The organism is Microlunatus capsulatus (assembly GCF_017876495.1).
In the GTDB taxonomy this organism is placed as follows: domain Bacteria; phylum Actinomycetota; class Actinomycetes; order Propionibacteriales; family Propionibacteriaceae; genus Microlunatus; species Microlunatus capsulatus.
Map to the genome: position 1 here is coordinate 1746124 of NZ_JAGIOB010000001.1, position 16182 is coordinate 1762305.

General features: G+C 75.1%; 17 protein-coding genes. 6 read left to right on the forward strand and 11 right to left on the reverse strand.

All coding sequences use genetic code 11. The annotated features are described in order from the left end of the window. Window positions 1-39: 39 nt before the first annotated feature. Both JOF54_RS08085 and JOF54_RS08090 read left to right on the forward strand, forming a co-directional pair. Window positions 40-1230, forward strand: a complete 1191-nt coding sequence (locus JOF54_RS08085) for an AMP-binding protein (protein WP_307803959.1) — start codon at window positions 40-42, stop codon at window positions 1228-1230. Then, window positions 1227-2135: a 1,4-dihydroxy-2-naphthoate polyprenyltransferase gene (locus JOF54_RS08090; protein WP_210054582.1), complete on the forward strand. Its 909-nt coding sequence runs from the start codon at window positions 1227-1229 to the stop codon at window positions 2133-2135. Before JOF54_RS08085 ends, JOF54_RS08090 begins: the two co-directional genes overlap by 4 nt. 70 nt (window positions 2136-2205) lie before the next feature. Here the strand turns inward: JOF54_RS08090 and cds1 are convergent, their stop codons facing one another. Continuing rightward, the gene (cds1, locus tag JOF54_RS08095) at window positions 2206-3291 is read right to left on the reverse strand and encodes an L-cysteine desulfhydrase Cds1 (protein ID WP_210054585.1); all 1086 of its coding nucleotides are present in this window, start codon (window positions 3289-3291) and stop codon (window positions 2206-2208) included. A 39-nt stretch (window positions 3292-3330) separates the two neighbouring features. Between cds1 and JOF54_RS08100 the strand changes: the two genes are divergently transcribed. After that, window positions 3331-3642, forward strand: a complete 312-nt coding sequence (locus JOF54_RS08100; protein WP_210054587.1) for a DUF1905 domain-containing protein — start codon at window positions 3331-3333, stop codon at window positions 3640-3642. Between the two features lie 9 nt (window positions 3643-3651). On the opposite strand, the gene JOF54_RS08105 is transcribed toward JOF54_RS08100, so the two are convergent. Then, window positions 3652-4548 carry a glycosyltransferase family 2 protein gene (locus JOF54_RS08105; RefSeq protein WP_307803960.1) on the reverse strand — a complete coding sequence of 299 codons (897 nt, stop codon included), beginning with the start codon at window positions 4546-4548 and terminating at the stop codon, window positions 3652-3654. Beyond that, window positions 4545-5348, reverse strand: a complete 804-nt coding sequence (locus JOF54_RS08110) for a CDP-alcohol phosphatidyltransferase family protein (RefSeq protein ID WP_210054588.1) — start codon at window positions 5346-5348, stop codon at window positions 4545-4547. Before JOF54_RS08110 ends, JOF54_RS08105 begins: the two co-directional genes overlap by 4 nt. A gap of 134 nt (window positions 5349-5482) precedes the next feature. Between JOF54_RS08110 and JOF54_RS08115 the strand changes: the two genes are divergently transcribed. Next, complete coding sequence (locus JOF54_RS08115; RefSeq protein ID WP_210054590.1) at window positions 5483-5740, forward strand: PLD nuclease N-terminal domain-containing protein; 258 nt, start codon at window positions 5483-5485, stop codon at window positions 5738-5740. Window positions 5741-5771: 31 nt separating this feature from the next. Here the strand turns inward: JOF54_RS08115 and JOF54_RS08120 are convergent, their stop codons facing one another. Further along, the gene (locus JOF54_RS08120; protein ID WP_210054592.1) at window positions 5772-6980 is read right to left on the reverse strand and encodes a CDP-glycerol glycerophosphotransferase family protein; all 1209 of its coding nucleotides are present in this window, start codon (window positions 6978-6980) and stop codon (window positions 5772-5774) included. Between the two features lie 2 nt (window positions 6981-6982). Next, window positions 6983-8482: an NADP-dependent phosphogluconate dehydrogenase gene (gene gnd / locus JOF54_RS08125; protein ID WP_210054594.1), complete on the reverse strand. Its 1500-nt coding sequence runs from the start codon at window positions 8480-8482 to the stop codon at window positions 6983-6985. Window positions 8483-8615: 133 nt separating this feature from the next. On the opposite strand from gnd, the gene JOF54_RS08130 reads away from it, so the two are divergent. Then, window positions 8616-9620: a hypothetical protein gene (locus JOF54_RS08130; RefSeq protein ID WP_210054596.1), complete on the forward strand. Its 1005-nt coding sequence runs from the start codon at window positions 8616-8618 to the stop codon at window positions 9618-9620. Between the two features lie 240 nt (window positions 9621-9860). Here the strand turns inward: JOF54_RS08130 and JOF54_RS08135 are convergent, their stop codons facing one another. Further along, window positions 9861-10019, reverse strand: a complete 159-nt coding sequence (locus JOF54_RS08135) for a hypothetical protein (RefSeq protein WP_210054598.1) — start codon at window positions 10017-10019, stop codon at window positions 9861-9863. A 492-nt stretch (window positions 10020-10511) separates the two neighbouring features. On the opposite strand from JOF54_RS08135, the gene JOF54_RS08140 reads away from it, so the two are divergent. Next, entirely contained in the window at window positions 10512-11924 is a 1413-nt protein-coding gene (locus JOF54_RS08140; RefSeq protein WP_210054600.1) for a protealysin inhibitor emfourin, read from the forward strand. A gap of 24 nt (window positions 11925-11948) precedes the next feature. Here JOF54_RS08140 and JOF54_RS08145 read toward each other — a convergent pair whose 3' ends face one another. The 5 genes from JOF54_RS08145 to JOF54_RS08165 are packed head-to-tail and all read right to left on the reverse strand — an operon-like array spanning window position 11949 to window position 16172. Further along, the gene (locus JOF54_RS08145) at window positions 11949-12464 is read right to left on the reverse strand and encodes a universal stress protein (RefSeq protein ID WP_210054602.1); all 516 of its coding nucleotides are present in this window, start codon (window positions 12462-12464) and stop codon (window positions 11949-11951) included. Window positions 12465-12482: 18 nt separating this feature from the next. Continuing rightward, on the reverse strand, window positions 12483-13151 hold the full coding sequence (locus tag JOF54_RS08150; protein WP_210054604.1) for a methylated-DNA--[protein]-cysteine S-methyltransferase: 669 nt from the start codon (window positions 13149-13151) through the stop codon (window positions 12483-12485). Further along, window positions 13148-13678, reverse strand: a complete 531-nt coding sequence (locus JOF54_RS08155) for an RNA polymerase sigma factor (RefSeq protein WP_210054607.1) — start codon at window positions 13676-13678, stop codon at window positions 13148-13150. Before JOF54_RS08155 ends, JOF54_RS08150 begins: the two co-directional genes overlap by 4 nt. 48 nt (window positions 13679-13726) lie before the next feature. Then, window positions 13727-14767, reverse strand: coding sequence for a hemolysin family protein (locus tag JOF54_RS08160; protein ID WP_210054609.1), 1041 nt, complete (start codon window positions 14765-14767; stop codon window positions 13727-13729). Beyond that, entirely contained in the window at window positions 14760-16172 is a 1413-nt protein-coding gene (locus JOF54_RS08165; protein WP_210054611.1) for a hemolysin family protein, read from the reverse strand. The genes JOF54_RS08160 and JOF54_RS08165 overlap by 8 nt, the downstream gene beginning before the upstream one ends. Window positions 16173-16182 lie beyond the last annotated feature (10 nt).

A 16182-nucleotide genomic window follows, 5' to 3' on the forward strand; every position in this document is an offset into this window, starting at 1 on the left:
GCGCACCTCCGCGCACCGGCAGCGCCTAGCCTGGCGGGCGTGCAGCACGAGGGCAGCGCTCCCCCGGGGCGCCCGGACGCCGGGCTCCGGCTGGTCGACGCGGCGGACCTGCCAGCCGCGCTCGCCGAGGCCCTGGCCGGGGGGCCCGCGGTCGCCCCCCTGCCACCCGCCCCGCTGGAGCGGCAGCAGGCGCTGGCCATGCTGACGCCCGACGAGCCCCTGGAGCCCGGCACCGCCGTCGTCGTCTCCACCTCGGGCTCCACGGGCCGACCCAAAGGCGTGCTGCTGTCCGCCGACGCCGTCGCCGCCTCGGTCCGGGCCACCCACGAGCGCCTCGGCGGTCCGGGCGACTGGGTGCTCGCCCTGCCCGCGCACTACGTGGCCGGGCTGATGGTGCTGGCCCGCGCCGCCCTCGGCGGCACCCGCGCGCTCCGCGCGGCCCCGGACCTGGCCGACCTGCCCGCGGTCGCGTCCGCGACGGAGGGCCGGCGCTACCTGTCCCTGGTGCCCACGCAGCTGGCCCGGGCCCTCCCGCAGCCCCCGCTGGCCCGGGCCCTGGCCGCCTTCGACGCCGTGCTCGTCGGCGGCGGCCCGCTGCCGCCGGCGCTGGCGGCCGCGGCGGCCGCGGCCGGCATCCGGGTCGTCACCACCTACGGGATGAGCGAGACCTGCGGCGGCTGCGTCTACGACGGCGTCCCGCTGGACGGGGTGGACGTCGCCCTGGCCGACGACGGCCGGGTCGCCCTGGGCGGGGCCGTCCTGTTCTCGGGCTACCGGGGCCGGCCCGACCTGAGCGCGGAGGCGCTGGTCGACGGCCGGCTGCGGACCGCCGACCGCGCGCGCTGGGAGGACGGCCGGCTGGTGGTGCTGGGCCGGGTGGACGACGTCGTGGTCAGCGGCGGGGTGAACGTCGACCTCGCCGAGGTCGAGCGCCGGCTGCGCACCTGGCCCGGGCTGGCCGGGGACGACGTCGCCGTCGTCGGGGTGCCCGACCCCGAGTGGGGCACCGCCGTCGTCGCCGTCGTCGAGCGGGCGGGGTGGTCCGACGCCGACACCGCCGCCGTCCGCGCGCACCTGCGGGCCGGGCTGCCGGCCTACGCAACGCCCCGCCGGGTCCTCGGACGGGACCGGCTGCCCCGCACCAGCAGTGGGAAGATCGACCGGCTCCGGCTCGTCGCCGGGCTGAGCACCCCCGGCGCGCCCGGGACCCCGACGACAGGAGACGCGTGACCACCGAGACCGCCCGCCCGACCCCCGGCCAGTGGCTGGAGGGCGCGCGGCCGCGCACGCTGCCCGCCGCGGCGGCACCCGTGGTCGCCGCCAGCGGGCTGGCCGCGTTCGACGGCGGGCTCTCCCCCGTCCGCGCCCTGCTCGCCCTCGTGGTGGCGCTGGCCCTGCAGGTGGGCGTCAACTACGCGAACGACTACTCCGACGGCATCCGCGGCACCGACGCCGTCCGGGTCGGGCCGCTGCGGCTGGTGGGCTCCGGCGTCGCGGAGCCGGGGGCGGTCAAGCGCGCGGCCTTCGCCTGCTTCGGGCTGGCGGGCCTGGCCGGCCTGGCCCTGGTGGTGCTGACCGGTCAGTGGTGGCTGCTGGCCGTCGGCGTCGCCTGCGTCGTCGCCGCCTGGTACTACACCGGCGGGAAGCGGCCCTACGGCTACCGCGGGCTCGGCGAGGTGTTCGTCTTCGTCTTCTTCGGCCTGGTCGCGGTCTGCGGCACCTACTACGTGCAGGCCGGCCGGGTCAGCGTCGCGGCCCTGCTGACCGGGGTCTGGGTGGGCGCGCTGGCCTGCGCGCTGCTGGTGGCCAACAACCTCCGTGACCTCGACGGCGACCGCGCCGTCGGGAAGGCGACGCTGGCCACCCGGCTCGGGGACCGCGGCACCCGGATCTTCTACGTCAGCCTGGTCCGGGGCGCCGCCCTGGTCGTCGTCGTCGTGGCCCTGCTCACCACCAGCTGGGCGCTGCTCGGGCTCGCCGGGCTGGTCGTCGCCGTGCCCGCCTCGCGCCGGGTGCTCGAGGGCGCCGTCGGCCGTGACCTCGTCCCCGTCCTCAAGGCCACGGGGCTGGCCGAGCTCGTCGCCGCCGTCGCCTTCGCCCTGGGCCTGGCCCTCGTCGCCGCCGGGGTCCTCTAGCGCCGAGTTGTCAGAACCGAGGTCGGCCGGGGCCGACCTGACGTCTGACAGCTCGGCGCTCCGCCCGGCCTCAGCCGGTCCAGACGCCGGTGGCCAGCAGCTCGTCGAGCACGGCCCGGTGCGGGGCGAGGTCCCAGCCGCGCTCGGCCACCCACGCGTCGTCGTAGTAGCTGCGGGCGTAGCGCCGGCCGTCGTCGCACAGCAGGGTGACGACGCTGCCGCGCACCCCGGCGGCGCGCATCTCGGCGGCCAGCTGCAGCGCGCCCCACATGTTCGTCCCGGTCGAGCCGCCCGCCCAGCGGTCCAGCTTCTCCGTCGTCCAGCGCATGGCGGCCACGGAGGCCGCGTCGGGCACCGCGACCATCCGGTCGACCACCTGCGGGACGAAGCTGGGCTCCACCCGGGGGCGGCCGATGCCCTCGATCTTCGAGCCCGCGGCGGTGACGCCGGAGTCGCCCGTGGTCCACGAGGCGTGGAAGGCCGAGCCCTCGGGGTCGACGACGCAGAGCCGGGTGTGGAGCTTCTTGAGCCGCAGGTAGCGCCCGATCGTGGCGCTGGTGCCGCCGGTGCCCGCCCCGACGACCACCCACGTCGGCAGCGGATGGGGCTCGCGGCTCAGCTGGGCGAACATCGACTCGGCGATGTTGTTGTTGCCGCGCCAGTCGGTGGCCCGCTCGGCGTAGGTGAACTGGTCGAGGAAGTAGCCGCCGCAGCTCTCGGCCAGCTGCTCGGCGACGGCGTAGATCTGGCCCGGGTCGTCGACGAGGTGGCAGCGGCCGCCGTAGAACTCGATGAGCGCGCACTTCTCCTTCACCGTCGAGGCGGGCATGACGGCGACGAAGTCCAGCCCGAGCAGCCGGGCGAAGTAGGCCTCGCTGACCGCCGTCGAGCCCGACGACGCCTCGACCAGCGGGGTCCCCTCGGTGATCCAGCCGTTGCACAGCCCGTAGAGCACCAGCGAGCGGGCCAGCCGGTGCTTGAGGCTGCCGGTCGGGTGCACCGACTCGTCCTTGAGGTAGAGGTCGACGCCCCACGCCGGGGGCAGCGGGAAGACGTGCAGGTGGGTGTCGGCGCTGCGGTTCGCGTCCGCCTCGACCTGGTCGATGGCCCAGGTGGACCAGGACCGGTCCCCGCCCGGGGCTGCTGGCGCGCTCATGGGAGCACGCTACCCAGCCGCCCGTGCCAGGCTGGCGTCGTGGAGTTCGCGTTCGAGGCCGTGCTGTTCCTCTGGGAGTCGCGCACCGACGCCGAGGTGGCCCTGGTCAGCGTGCCGGTGGAGGCCTCCGAGGAGATCCGCGACCTCGTGGGCGGCGGGCCGCCCCGGGGTTTCGGCGCCGTCCGCGTCGAGGTGCAGGTGGGGCTCAGCCGCTGGCGGACGTCGGTCTTCCCCGACGCCGGCCGCGGGGCCTACGTGCTGCCGGTGAAGCGGGCGGTGCGCCGGGCCCAGGCCTGGGAGCTGGGCGGCACCGCGACCGTCCACCTGCGGGTGCTGGAGCCCGACGTCTGACCGGGGGCCTCAGATGACGGGCGGGTGCCCGGCCAGCAGCATCCGGCCGACCGTGCTCCAGCTCATCGGGCGCCGCCGCCCGCCCGGCTCGGTCAGGCCCAGCCAGTAGCCGCGCAGGGTCTCGGCGACCGCGACCCGTGACCGCAGCCGCGCCCCGCCGACGAGCACCCAGGACAGCACGTAGAGCACGCCGACCGGCAGCGGCAGGTTGCGGCGGGCGAGCCAGACGCGGTTGCGGGCCTGGTAGCGGTAGAACTCCGCGTGCCGCGTGGGCTGGATCGCCGGGTGGTGGACCTCGATCTCGCCGTCGTAGCGGACGTGGAAGCCGGCGTCCCACACCCGCCAGGCCAGCTCGACGCCCTCGTGGGCGTACCAGAACCGCTCGGGCCAGCCGTTGGCGTAGTCGAACGCCTCGCGGCGGATGGCCACCGCGCCCTCCCACACCGACATGGCGGGGCTGCTGCGGCCCGGGTCGCCCACCCGCAGCCGCGGCGTCCAGCGGCGCGGGGCGGGACGGCCCTCGGGGTCGACGACCCGCGGCTGGACCAGGCCCAGCTCGGGGTCGGCGGCGAACTGCGCGGCCATGGTGGCCAGCACCCGCTCGTGCGGCAGCCGGGCGTCGTCGTCGAGGAAGAACAGCAGGTCGCCCTCGACCAGCGGCACCCCGGCGTTGCGGCCGGCGGGGATGCCGAGGTTCTCCGGCAGCCGGTGGGCCCGGACGCCGTCGGGCAGCCCGACGGGCTGCCAGCCGTTGCCGACCACGACCACGTCGAGCTCGACGTCGACCTGGCCCAGCAGGGAGGTCAGGGCCCGCTCGAAGTCGGCGGGCCGGTTCCCCATGGTCAGCACGACGGCGCCGATCCGGGGCCGCTCGTCCGCCGCGCCGGGTCCTGCGGGGGTGCTCACCGCAGCCGCGCCGATCCGAGCACGGCCGCGAGGTGCCCGACGACGGTGACCACCGCCGCGGCGACCAGGCCGGCCAGCAGCACCCGGGTGGCCACGCCGTCGGCGACCAGGTCGACCAGCGCGGCGGCCAGCACCAGCAGCGAGAGCTCGACGGAGTGGAAGACGCGGTGGAACGGCACGAACCGCGCGACCTGCCGGGCCCGGCGCAGCAGGCCCCGGCTGGGCACCCGCACCTCCTCGGCGTCGCGCATCTGCGTCATCCCCGCGTAGTGCCGGGCCACGTGCACGAGGTCGTTCTCCACCTTGTTGAGCGCGACGAGCAGGCCGAGCAGCAGGCCGGCGCTGATCCACGGCCCGCTGACCCGCAGCTCGCCGGTGGCCCGGACGCCCAGGGCGACGGCGATGCCGCACTCCGCGACGTAGTGGCCCACCCGGTCGAGGTAGACCCCGAGCGGGGACGAGGTCGCGCGCCAGCGGGCGACCTCGCCGTCGCTGCAGTCGAGCAGCATCTGCAGCTGGACGAGCACCACGACCAGGACCGCCCCGAGCAGGGTGGGCCAGCCGGTGGCGACGGCGGCCAGCGCGGCGCTGAGGATCATCAGCCAGGTCACGCCGTTGGCGGTGAGGCCGGCCCGCAGCAGCAGCCGGGTGAGGTACGGCGAGATGTCGCGGAGGTAGGCGTGGGCGACCCAGTGCTCGGCGCCGGCCCGGGTGCGCACGCTCGGCGGCTGGGTCACCTCGCGCAGCTGCGCGATCGTCGGGTCGGCGGGCCGCGCCGACGCGGTGGCGGGGTCGCTCACCGCCTGGTCACCCGGAGTTCATCCAGGGTTCGGGCGGCAGGCATGGCGACCACCCTAGCGGCGACGGCGACGGCGGCCGGGCGCCCGCGCCGGGCCCGGTTGTCCCGCTCGGCACCGCGACGCATACTCGACCCATGGGGCGGTACCTGCCGATCATCATCGTGGCCCTGCTGATGATCTACTGCGTGGTCGAGGTGGCGCAGGCGCCGCCGCTCGCCGTCCGCCGGATGCCCCGCTGGCTGTGGGCCGTGGCCATCATCTGCGTGCCGCTCGTCGGCGCCGTCGCGTGGCTGCTGCTCGGCCGGCCCAACGCCGAGAGCCTCGGCACCAGCCGCCCCCGTCCCCGCCCCCAGGCCCCGGACGACGACATCGACTTCCTCCGCGGCCTCTAGCCCCGCACGTCAGCCCGGCTCTCCCGCGCACTCAGCCCCGACCGGTGGGCAGCGCGTAGCAGGCCTCGACGGCCGCGTGGAACCGGGCGGTCGAGGCCCGGCCGGCGGTGTCGCCGAAGTAGTGCCGCGTCAGGTCCCCCAGCACGGCCGGGTCCTGGTCGTCCAGCCGCCCGAGGACCTGCCCGGCGTCGGCGCCGGCCAGCAGCGGCAGCCGGTCCAGCAGCGCCGACGGCGGCCGCAGCGCCGAGCGCGCCGGCTCGGTCACCACGAGCGGCTTGCCGGTGGCCACCCAGTCGTAGGCCACCGCCGAGACGTCGGTGACGCAGGCGTCGGCGAAGGTCCACTGCCAGCCGTAGGGGCCGCGGTCGACGAGGTGGTCCTCCCCCGCCCGGGCCAGCAGCTCGCGGACACGACGGTCGGCGGCGGCGTGCGCCGCGGAGGCGACGCCGGTGCGCGGGTGCGGCCGGTAGAGGACGCGGACGTCGCCGGCGGCCAGCAGCGCCTCGACCAGGGCGACGCCGTGGCTGGCCAGCGAGCCGTAGGCGATGCTGGGCCGGTCGCCCTCCCAGGTGGGGGCGTAGAGCACCCGCCGGCGGCCGTCGACGGGCCAGTCGGGGGCGCCCGGGTAGGCGTGGTCCAGCTGCGGCCGGCCGACCTGGACGGTGCGGGTCGCCGGGTCGAAGCCGCGCAGGGCCGCCCCCAGCCGCTCGCTGCCGGCCGGCCCGCCGACGAAGGTGAGGTCGTAGGCCTTGTGCTGGTTGGAGACGCTGGAGGCCTTGTCGCTCTCCCCGTGCCCCAGCTGGACGTGCACGGGCGCGGCGAAGCGCAGCATCCGGAAGTTGGCCTCGACCTGGTTGAGGTAGAGCACCACCCGGACGTCCCGCTCGGCCACCAGCGTCTCCAGCGCCGCGCTCCCGCGGGCCAGCGTCACCGGCAGCCGGCTGCCCGCCAGCACGGCCTCGCCCGTGTCGGCGCGGTCGACGACGACGAGCACCGGCCGCTGCGAGGCCAGCTCCTCCAGCGGCCGGCGCCACTGCTCGAACTGGTAGAGGTTCTCGGGGCCGGTGGCGAAGAAGACCACCACCGCCCCGTTGGGCAGCATCGCCCGCTCGGCGGCCTGCCGGGCGAAGCGGGGCGCGTTGACCTCGTTGGCCGCCCGGGCCGCCGCCGCCCGGGCCAGCCGGGCGGCGCGCCGGACCGGGCGCGCCAGGACCGCGGGCGCCGAGGGGGGCGGACGCATCCTCAGGCCGGCGTCGGGTCCGACTTCTCGGCCGGCTCCGGCGGCAGCGCCTGGGCGTCGCCCGCGTCGAGCGCGGTCTCGCTGCGGTCGAGGCTCCACTCCGTGTGGAAGGAGCCCGGCTTGTCGACGCGGCGGTAGGTGTGCGCCCCGAAGAAGTCGCGCTGGGCCTGGATCAGCGCCGCCGGCAGCCGGTCGGCGCGGATGCCGTCGTAGTAGGCCAGCGAGGAGGAGAAGGCCGGCGTCGGGATCCCGTTCTGCGCCGACAGCGAGACCACCCGGCGCCACGCGGCCAGCGAGCTGCCCACCGCGTCGGCGAAGTAGTCGTCGGCCAGCAGCAGGGGCAGGTCGGCGTCGCGCTCGTAGGCCTCGGTGATCCGGTTGAGGAAGCGGGCCCGGATGATGCAGCCGCCCCGCCAGATGCGGGCCATCGCGCCGCGGTCGACGTCCCAGCCGTACTCCTCGCTGGCCGCGGCGATCTGGTCGAAGCCCTGGGAGTAGGCCACCACCTTGGACGCGTACAGGGCCTGCCGGACGTCCTCGACGAAGGCGTCGCGGTCGGGCACGTCCCAGTCCGCGGTGTGCGCGGCGAGCTTGCCCCGCGCGGCCTCGCGCTGCGGCAGCGAGCCCGACAGCGCGCGGGCGAAGGTCGCCTCGGCGATGCCGGTGATCGGCACCCCGAGGTCGAGGGCGTTCTGCACCGTCCAGCGGCCGGTGCCCTTCTGCTCGGCCTGGTCCAGGATCAGGTCGACGAAGGCCTGCCCGCTCTCGGCGTCGGTGTGGGCCAGCACGTCGGCGGTGATCTCGATGAGGAAGCTCTCGAGGTCGCCCTCGTTCCAGGTGCGGAAGATCGCCGCGATCTCGGCGGCGCTGGCGCCCGTGCCCTGCTTGATGAGGTCGTAGGCCTCGGCGATCAGCTGCATGTCGGCGTACTCGATGCCGTTGTGCACCATCTTGACGAAGTGGCCGGCGCCGTCGGGGCCGACGTAGGTGCAGCACGGCTCGCCGTCGACCTTGGCGGAGATGTCCTCCAGCAGCGGGCCCAGCGACTCGTACGACTTCCGCGACCCGCCCGGCATGATCGAGGGGCCCTTGAGCGCGCCCTCCTCACCGCCCGAGACGCCGGTGCCGACGAAGTGCAGACCGTGCTCCTTGAGCTGGGCCTCGCGCCGGATGGTGTCCGGGAAGTGCGCGTTCCCCGCGTCGATGACGATGTCTTCGGTCTCCAGGAGCGGGATCAGCTCCTCGATCACCGCGTCGGTCGCCGGCCCGGCCTTGACCATGATGATGACCCGCCGCGGCCGCTCGAGGGAGGCGACGAAGTCGGCCATCGTCTCCGACGCGATGAAGGTGCCCTCGTGGCCGGCCTCGGCCAGCAGCGACTCGGCCTTGGCGTAGGTGCGGTTGTGGATGGCGACCCGGTGGCCGTGCCGAGCGAAGTTCCTCGCCAGGTTGCGACCCATCACGGCGAGGCCGGTCACACCGATCTGGGCGAGCTCAGGCATGCGGGGACTCCTCGGGGGCTGTGAGACGATCGGAGCGCGAACGGGGGTCGCGCGGCCTCAGCGTAACCACACCGCCGCGGGGGCAAGCAGTGGCTACAGTCGCAGTCTCACCACCTGAAGCCGGAGGAACGCCATGCTCCAGCCGCTGGGCATCAGCGCCGAGGCGGAGGCCGTCTACCTCGTCCTCGCGCCGATCGGCAACGCCACCAGCGCAGAGCTGTCCGAGCTCAGCTCGGTCCCCTCCGACGAGCTCGAGCGCCGCCTCGACGAGCTGCGGAAGCTGGGGCTGGCCACCGAGGTCTCGCGCGGCACCTGGCGCTCGCTCCCGCTGCCCGACGTCGCCAACGCGCTCAAGGCCCAGCGGCTCTCGGAGCTGGAGATGGCGAGCCTGGCGGCGGAGTCGCTGCACAGCCACCTGCTGGCGGCCACCCAGAACCAGAGCGACGACATCCGGATCATCGTCGGCCGCGAGGCCATGTCGGCCATCAACAAGGAGCTCTGCTCGAAGGCGCAGAAAGAGATCTGCATGTTCGACAAGCCGCCCTACGTCGACGAGCGGGAGGCGGACGAGGAGCTCCTCGAGGAGGACGCCGAGGAGTGGAAGGCGCTGGACCGCGGCACCCAGCTGCGCTGCGTCTACCACCCGGGCTTCGACGCCGACCGGCTCAAGGAGCTCACCCTCTTCGCCGCGAAGGGCGAGAAGTCGCGGACCGCGCCCGTGCCGATGAAGCTGGTCATCGTCGACGCGTCGGTCGCACTCATCCCCTCCATGCGGTCCTACCTGCCGGGTCACGAGCTGCGGATGTCCATCGTGCGGCACCCGCTGCTGGTCGAGGCGCTCCAGTGGCTGTTCGAGGCGGTCTGGGACACCGCCGTCCCGATCGTCGCCTCGACCTACACCGAGAACGACCCCCGGCGCCAGATGCTGCTCTCGTTGCTGATGACCGGCTCGACCGACCAGGCCATCGCCAGCAACCTCGGGATCAACGTCCGGTCGGTCCGGCGCTGGATCTCCGAGCTGATGGACGAGCTCGGCGTCACCACCCGGCTGCAGCTCGGGGCGGCGATGGTCCGGGCCGAGTACATCCGGACCCAGACTTCCGGCATGATGGGCGCCACGGCCTCTTCGCGCCCCTAGCACGCAGCAGCGCCCGCACCCCCGGTGGGGTGCGGGCGCTGCTGGTCGGGCGTGGCGACCGGTCTCGCTGCGGGGAACAGCGGGCCGGGCGACGGGGTCGTGCTGTGGCTCGTCGCTAGCCGTTTTCCGGGACTGTCAGGGTTCCGGCCTCCCGAAGGATGCCGCGTTGGCCCTGACCTGCCCGTTCCCCGACCGGTGCGCCGGCGACGGGTCGCCCGCGCCCGGTGCCGGGAGCCGGCCTCAGATGCCGCGGCCGTCGAGCGTCGAGAACGAGCCCTTGATGCCGCGGCCGGCGTCGTCGGACGAGACGGAGGCGACGGTGCCGCCGACGAGGAGCACGGAGACGACGGCAGCGGTGACGCCGGCGACGAGCTTGCGAGCGGTACGAGAAGTGCGCATGGGGGAATTCCTTCCGATTTTGTCCAGCCATCGGGGGGGAGGGTTAATGATGGCGGGAACCCTGACGTTTCGAGAAGAAATCTATGCACCCGGGGCATTGGTCGTCACTACCCAGACGTGGCCACTACCGGACATGTCCTCAAGAGGACATAGCAAAATCGCGTTAGGTGCCCTTTCTGGCCCCTACGCGTGAGATCTCCGATCACCGCACCCGGTCCACCGGCCCCCGTGGTCGTGGAATCGCTCGCCCCTGTGGAGGAGCCGTCACCGTGTGCCGGCCATCTCGACCGGTGGGAGAACCGGGGCGCCTTTCGTCGCGCCCTTTCCCGCCGATCAGCCTTTCCCCATTAGCGGGCGCCGTCAAGGGTGTCGGCCGACGTTTGAGGAATTAGTTGGTCCGCGCGGCGAAATCGCGCACGAACCGCCCGGCGTACCGTGGGTGTCAGCGGTCCCTGCCAGCATCGGCTCCGACGACGAGACCTGGGAGACACCATGACCTGCACCTTCATCCCCCCGTACCTGCTCGACCACCTGGCCACCGCCGCGGCCGACACCCCGGCCGGCGCGTTCGGCCGCTCGACCCTGGTGCTGGACCAGCGGCTGCGCGAGCAGCGCCTCCAGCCGGCCCTGCTCCCCCGGGTCGCCACGGTGCGGGCCGGGGTCGTCGCCGAGCGCCGGGTCGTGCACAGCGCGGGCGGCACCGAGACGCTGCCGGGCACCCCCGTCCGCTCCGACGACGACCCGGCCAGCGGCGACGCCGCCGTCGACGAGGCCTTCGTCTCCTCGGGCCAGGTGTGGGACCTCTTCGCCGAGCTCTTCGACCGCCGCTCGGTCGACGGGCAGGGCAGCACCCTCTCGGTCACCGTGCACTACGGCCAGCGCTACGACAACGCCTTCTGGGACGGCAGCCAGCTGGTGTTCGGCGACGGCGACGGCGAGGTCTTCGAGCGCTTCACCAAGCCCATGGACGTGATGGCGCACGAGTTCACCCACGGGGTCACCCAGTTCAGCGCGAACCTCACCTACCAGGGCCAGTCGGGCGCCCTCAACGAGAGCGTGAGCGACGTCTTCGCCGCCCTGACCAAGCAGCGCGCGCTGGGCCAGGACGCCGGCGCGGCGGACTGGCTGATCGGCGAGGGGCTGTTCCGGCCCGGCATCGCCGCCCGCGCCCTGCGCTCGATGCTGGAGCCCGGCACCGCCTACGACGACCCGCAGCTGGGCCGCGACCCGCAGGTGGGCTCGATGGCCGACTACGTCGAGACCGAGGAGGACAACGGCGGGGTGCACCTCAACTCCGGGATCCCCAACCGCGCGTTCGCCCTGGCCGCGGTGGCCCTCGGCGGTCCCAGCTGGGAGCGCGCCGGACGGGTGTGGTACGACACGCTGACGGGCGGGGCCATCGGCTCCGACGTCGACTTCGTCGGCTTCGCGGAGGCCACCGTCGCCTCGGCAGCCCGGCTCTTCCCCGACGACGCCGACGTCGCGACCCGGGTCCGCGGCGCCTGGGCCGAGGTGGGCGTGCTCACCGCCGCGGAGACCCCCGGGGCCACGCCGCCGGTCCCGGTCGACGCCGCGCCCGCCACCCCGCCGGCTCCCGCGGCCCCTGGCGTCCCGGCGGCGGAGGCCCGGACGGTGGCGGTGCGGCGCAGCGGCGGGTTCGCCGGCGCCGTGCGCGCCGCGGAGCTCGACCTCGACGGCGACCCGCAGGGCCCGGAGGTGCGCCGGCTGCTGCTCGACACCGACCTCACCCGGCTGGCCGGCAGCCGGCCGGCGGCGGACCGCTTCGTCTACACCGTGGCGGTCGGGGAGTGGCAGCTGACGGTGCCCGAGCAGGACCTGACGCCCGAGCTCGACCAGGTGGTCCGGATCGTGCTGGGCGGCTCGGGCCGCCTCGACCTCGGCTGAGCCGGCGGGCCCGCCGGTCGCGCCTCAGCCGACCGGCGGGTCCTCCCACGGCAGCGGGGTGCCGGCGCTGACCGGCTGCACCGGCACCACGACGACGGGCCGGTGCTGCCGGTGCGCCAGCTGGGCCGCGACCGAGCCGCCGAAGAACTCCTTGAGGCCCGAGCGCACGCCGCGGCGGCGGCTGCCGACGACGAGCATCTCGGCGTCGCAGATGTCGGCCAGCCGGGCCAGGGCGTAGGCCCGGTCCCCCGCCAGCTCGCGGAAGGTGACGGGCAGGTCGCCGACCAGCCCGCGGACGTGCTCGGCCAGGGCGGGGTCGAAGTCGCTCTCGGACAGCTCGGGCAGGTCGGGGTCCAGCGGGCGGGAGACGACGGTGCCGTCGGGCCGCTCCTCCACCACGTACCGGCCGACGTCGACGTGGGCGCAGACCAGCTCGGCGGCGAGCGCCCGGGCCAGCCGGACCGCCTGCTCGACGACGACGTCGGCCTGGCCGTGGTTCACGCCGACCAGGATGCGGTGCTGCCCAGGGGTGCGGTCCATGAGTCCTCCTCGCGCCGGCTACCGGTCCTGGGAACGATAGTCCTCGGCGGCCGTCCGCGCCTCCAGGGCGAGCAGGCCCGCCTTGACCGCCAGCCCGCCCACGTAGCCGCCCGGGCTGCCGTCGGACCGCAGCACCCGGTGGCAGGGCACGACGACCGGCACCGGGTTCGTCGCGCACGCCGAGCCGACGGCGCGGACGGCCCGCGGGCTGGCCGTCGCCCGCGCCACCTCGGTGTAGGTCTCGGTCCGCCCGTACGGCAGCACGCGGAGGTGGTCGAGCACCGTCCGGCGGAACCCGCTGCTCAGCCGCAGGTCCAGCGCCACGGCGAAGTCGCGGCGCCGGCCGGCGAAGTACTCGTCGAGCTGGCGCCGGACGCCGTCCAGCCGGGCCGGGGCCCGGAGAACCCGCGGGCTGACCCGCTCGGCCAGCCGCACCAGCACCGCGTCGTGGTCCTCGCGGGCGAAGGCCAGCCGGACCAGCCCCTCGCGGGTGGCGGCCAGCAGCAGGGGGCCGAACGGGGAGTCGGTGGTGGTGTAGCCGACGTCGAGCAGGTCCGCGTCCTCCGCCGCGGCGGCGAGCCGGTGCCGGAGCCGCTCCAGCTGGGCGTCGGCCGAGAGACCTGCCGCGTCGGTGGCGGCCTGTGCGGGGGCGGAGAGCCCGGGGGTGCGGGAGGTCGGGGTGGTCATGGTCGCTCCTGGGGGTCGGTCCGGTCGGGTGACGACGAGCGCCCCTGCGGTGCCGGGGCCCCGGGCGTCGCCCGGCGCAGCGCCGCGATGCCGTCGGCGGCGGCCCGGCGGGCGGCGGCGGCCGTCCCGCCGAGCAGCAGCGCGACCTCGGCGTGCGGCAGGCCCGCGACGTGGTGGTAGGCCACGGCCTGGCGCTGCTTCGGCGGCAGGGCCCGCAGCCGGTCCCACAGCTCGTCCTCCGGCGGCTGCCACACCCCCAGCGCCGAGGGCCCGTCGGGGACCTCCGCCACCGCGGCGGGGCGCCGGCCGGCGGCCCGCAGCACGTCCAGCGCCTTGCGCCGGGCGATCCGGACCAGCCAGGCCTCGACGTTGGCGCCGCCCGGCAGGTCCGGGTAGGCCCGCAGCGCGGACAGGAAGGTCTCCGACCAGGCGTCGTCCGCGTCGGGCGGGGTCAGCACGGAGCGGCAGACCCGCAGCACGGCGGGTCCGTGGCGGGTGACGACGACGTCGAACGGCAGGGTGCTCATCACCGGGTAGACGCCGGCCGGGGCCCGGACGTGAGGTCGCCGGCCCGGTCAGTGCGTGCTGGTCGCGTCCCGCACCTCGCCGACGAGCTCCTCGATGATGTCCTCGAGGAAGAGCACGCCCGTCGTCGCGCCGCCGGCGTCGACGCAGCGGGCCAGGTGCGCGCCCGTGGTCCGCAGGGCCGCCAGCGCGTCCTCGAGGTCGGCGTCGTGCGGGACGGTGGCCAGCCGGCGGATCCGGCCGGCGGGCACCGGCCGGGTGAAGACCTGGTCGCCGCTGAGGTCCAGCACGTCCTTGAGGTGGAGGTAGCCGACCATCCCCCCGGGGCCGCCGACCAGGTAGCGGGAGTAGCCGTGCTCGGCCACCCGGGACTGGACGTCGGCCGGGGTGCAGCCGGGCGGCAGCACGACCAGCGCGGCGACCGGCACCTCGACGTCGGCGACCTTCTTGGCCGTGAACTCGAAGGCCGCGCTGAGCGCGCCGGTCGAGTCCTCCAGGGTCCCCTCGCGGGTGGACTGGGCGACGATGTTGGCCACCTCGTCGAGGGTGTAGGTGCTGGTGGCCTCGTCCTTGGGCTCGACGCCGAACAGCCGGACGACGGCGTTCGCCACGGCGTTCAGCGACCAGATCACCGGCCGGAAGACCCGCGAGAAGAGCACCAGCGGCGGGGCCAGCAGCAGCGCGGCGCGGTCGGGGACCGAGAACGACAGGTTCTTGGGCACCATCTCGCCGAGCACCACGTGCAGGAAGGTGACCAGGGCGAGGGCCACGACGAAGGCGACCACCGAGATCGCCGTCGCCGACAGCGGCGTCAGCCCCAGCGGGACCTCCAGCAGGTGGTGGATCGCCGGCTCGGAGACGTTGAGGATCAGCAGCGAGCAGATCGTGATGCCGAGCTGGCTGGTGGCCAGCATCAGCGTCGCGTGCTCCATCGCCCACAGCGTGGTGCGCGCCGCCCGGCTGCCCGCCTCGGCGCGGGGCTCGACGGAGGACCGGCGGGCGGAGATGACGGCGAACTCGGCGCCGACGAAGAACGCGTTGGCGGCCAGCAGGACGACCAGCCAGACGAGCCCGGGCACGTACTCACCCATGACGGGCCTCCTCGTCGGAGCCGACCGCGGTGGCGCCGGCACGGGCGCGGCGCCCGTCGGCGGGGTCCCCGTCCTCGTCGGCCTCGTCCGGGTCGTCCGCCGGGGCGGGGGTGGGGGTGGGGGTGAAGCTCAGCCGGTCGACCCGGGCCCCGTCGACCCGCTCGACGCGGAGCGTGCCGGCGTCCAGCGCCACCTCGTCGCCCTCGGCGGGCAGCCGGTCCAGCTCGTCGGTGACGAAGCCGCCGACCGTCTCGTACTCGCGGTCGTCGGGCACCCGGATGCCGGTGTCCTCCAGCAGCTCGTCGGGGCGCAGGCCCGCGTCGAAGGTGACGACGTCGCCGTCGCGCTCCAGCGTCGCGCGGCGTCGGTCGTGCTCGTCCTCCAGCTCGCCGACGAGCTCCTCCACCAGGTCCTCCAGGGTCACCAGGCCGGCGGTGCCGCCGTACTCGTCGGCCACGATCGCCATCTGCAGGCCGCCGCGGCGCAGCACGCCCAGCAGGGTGTCGACGTTCATCGACTCCGGCACCCGGACCGGCTCCACGGCCAGCGTCGCCGCGGCGACCCGGGTCCGCTCGTGCACGGGCACCGCGAAGGCCTGCTTGACGTGCACCACGCCGACGACGTCGTCCGCGTCGACCCCCACCACCGGGAAGCGGGACATCCCGCTGCGCCGGGAGAGCTGCACGATCTCCTCGGCGGTGTCGGCCCGGCCGACCTTGGTCATCCGGACCCGCGGCGTCATCACCTCCGACGCGGTGCGGTCGGCGAAGCGCAGCGTGCGGCCGAGCAGCGTGGCGTGGTCGGCGTCCAGCAGCCCCTCGGTGGCGGAGCGGCGGACCAGCGAGCTCAGCTCCTCGGCCGAGCGGGCGCCCGAGAGCTCCTCCTTCGGCTCCACGCCGAGCGCGCGGACCAGGGCGTTGGCCGTGCCGTTGAAGAGCATGATCAGCGGCCGGAAGACGGCGGTGAACAGCGTCTGGAACGGCAGCACCAGCCGGGCGGTGCGCAGCGGCAGGGCCAGCGCGAAGTTCTTGGGCACCAGCTCCCCCACCACCATGGAGAACAGGGTGGCCAGCACCAGGCCGACGACGGTGCCCACCACGGGCACGGCCCCGGCCGGCAGCCCGAGCCCGGTCAGCGGGCCCTCCAGCAGCCGGCTGACCGCGGGCTCGAAGGTGAAGCCGGTCAGCAGCGTGGTCAGCGTGATGCCCAGCTGGGCGCCGGACAGGTGCGTCGAGGTGATGCGCAGGGCGTTGATGGTGGTGGCCAGGCCGGCCTCGCCGTCGCGCTCGCGGGCCTCCAGCTCGAAGCGGTCGAGGTTGACGAGCGCGAACTCGGAGGCGACGAACAGCCCCGTGCCCACGGTCAGGACCAGGCCGACGGCGACCATCAGCCAGTCGAGCAGCATGCGGGGCCTC

What these genes read in the sequence shown, in the direction of transcription:
- JOF54_RS08165 (WP_210054611.1), bottom strand. Translation starts at nt 16,172, where the DNA reads ATGCTGCTCGACTGGCTGATGGTCGCCGTCGGCCTGGTCCTGACCGTG.
- JOF54_RS08145 (WP_210054602.1), bottom strand. Translation starts at nt 12,464, where the DNA reads ATGGACCGCACCCCTGGGCAGCACCGCATCCTGGTCGGCGTGAACCAC.
- JOF54_RS08140 (WP_210054600.1), top strand. Translation starts at nt 10,512, where the DNA reads ATGACCTGCACCTTCATCCCCCCGTACCTGCTCGACCACCTGGCCACC.
- JOF54_RS08150 (WP_210054604.1), bottom strand. Translation starts at nt 13,151, where the DNA reads ATGACCACCCCGACCTCCCGCACCCCCGGGCTCTCCGCCCCCGCACAG.
- gnd (WP_210054594.1), bottom strand. Translation starts at nt 8,482, where the DNA reads ATGCCTGAGCTCGCCCAGATCGGTGTGACCGGCCTCGCCGTGATGGGT.
- JOF54_RS08115 (WP_210054590.1), top strand. Translation starts at nt 5,483, where the DNA reads ATGGGGCGGTACCTGCCGATCATCATCGTGGCCCTGCTGATGATCTAC.
- JOF54_RS08160 (WP_210054609.1), bottom strand. Translation starts at nt 14,767, where the DNA reads ATGGGTGAGTACGTGCCCGGGCTCGTCTGGCTGGTCGTCCTGCTGGCC.
- JOF54_RS08130 (WP_210054596.1), top strand. Translation starts at nt 8,616, where the DNA reads ATGCTCCAGCCGCTGGGCATCAGCGCCGAGGCGGAGGCCGTCTACCTC.
- JOF54_RS08135 (WP_210054598.1), bottom strand. Translation starts at nt 10,019, where the DNA reads ATGCGCACTTCTCGTACCGCTCGCAAGCTCGTCGCCGGCGTCACCGCT.
- cds1 (WP_210054585.1), bottom strand. Translation starts at nt 3,291, where the DNA reads ATGAGCGCGCCAGCAGCCCCGGGCGGGGACCGGTCCTGGTCCACCTGG.
- JOF54_RS08120 (WP_210054592.1), bottom strand. Translation starts at nt 6,980, where the DNA reads ATGCGTCCGCCCCCCTCGGCGCCCGCGGTCCTGGCGCGCCCGGTCCGG.
- JOF54_RS08155 (WP_210054607.1), bottom strand. Translation starts at nt 13,678, where the DNA reads ATGAGCACCCTGCCGTTCGACGTCGTCGTCACCCGCCACGGACCCGCC.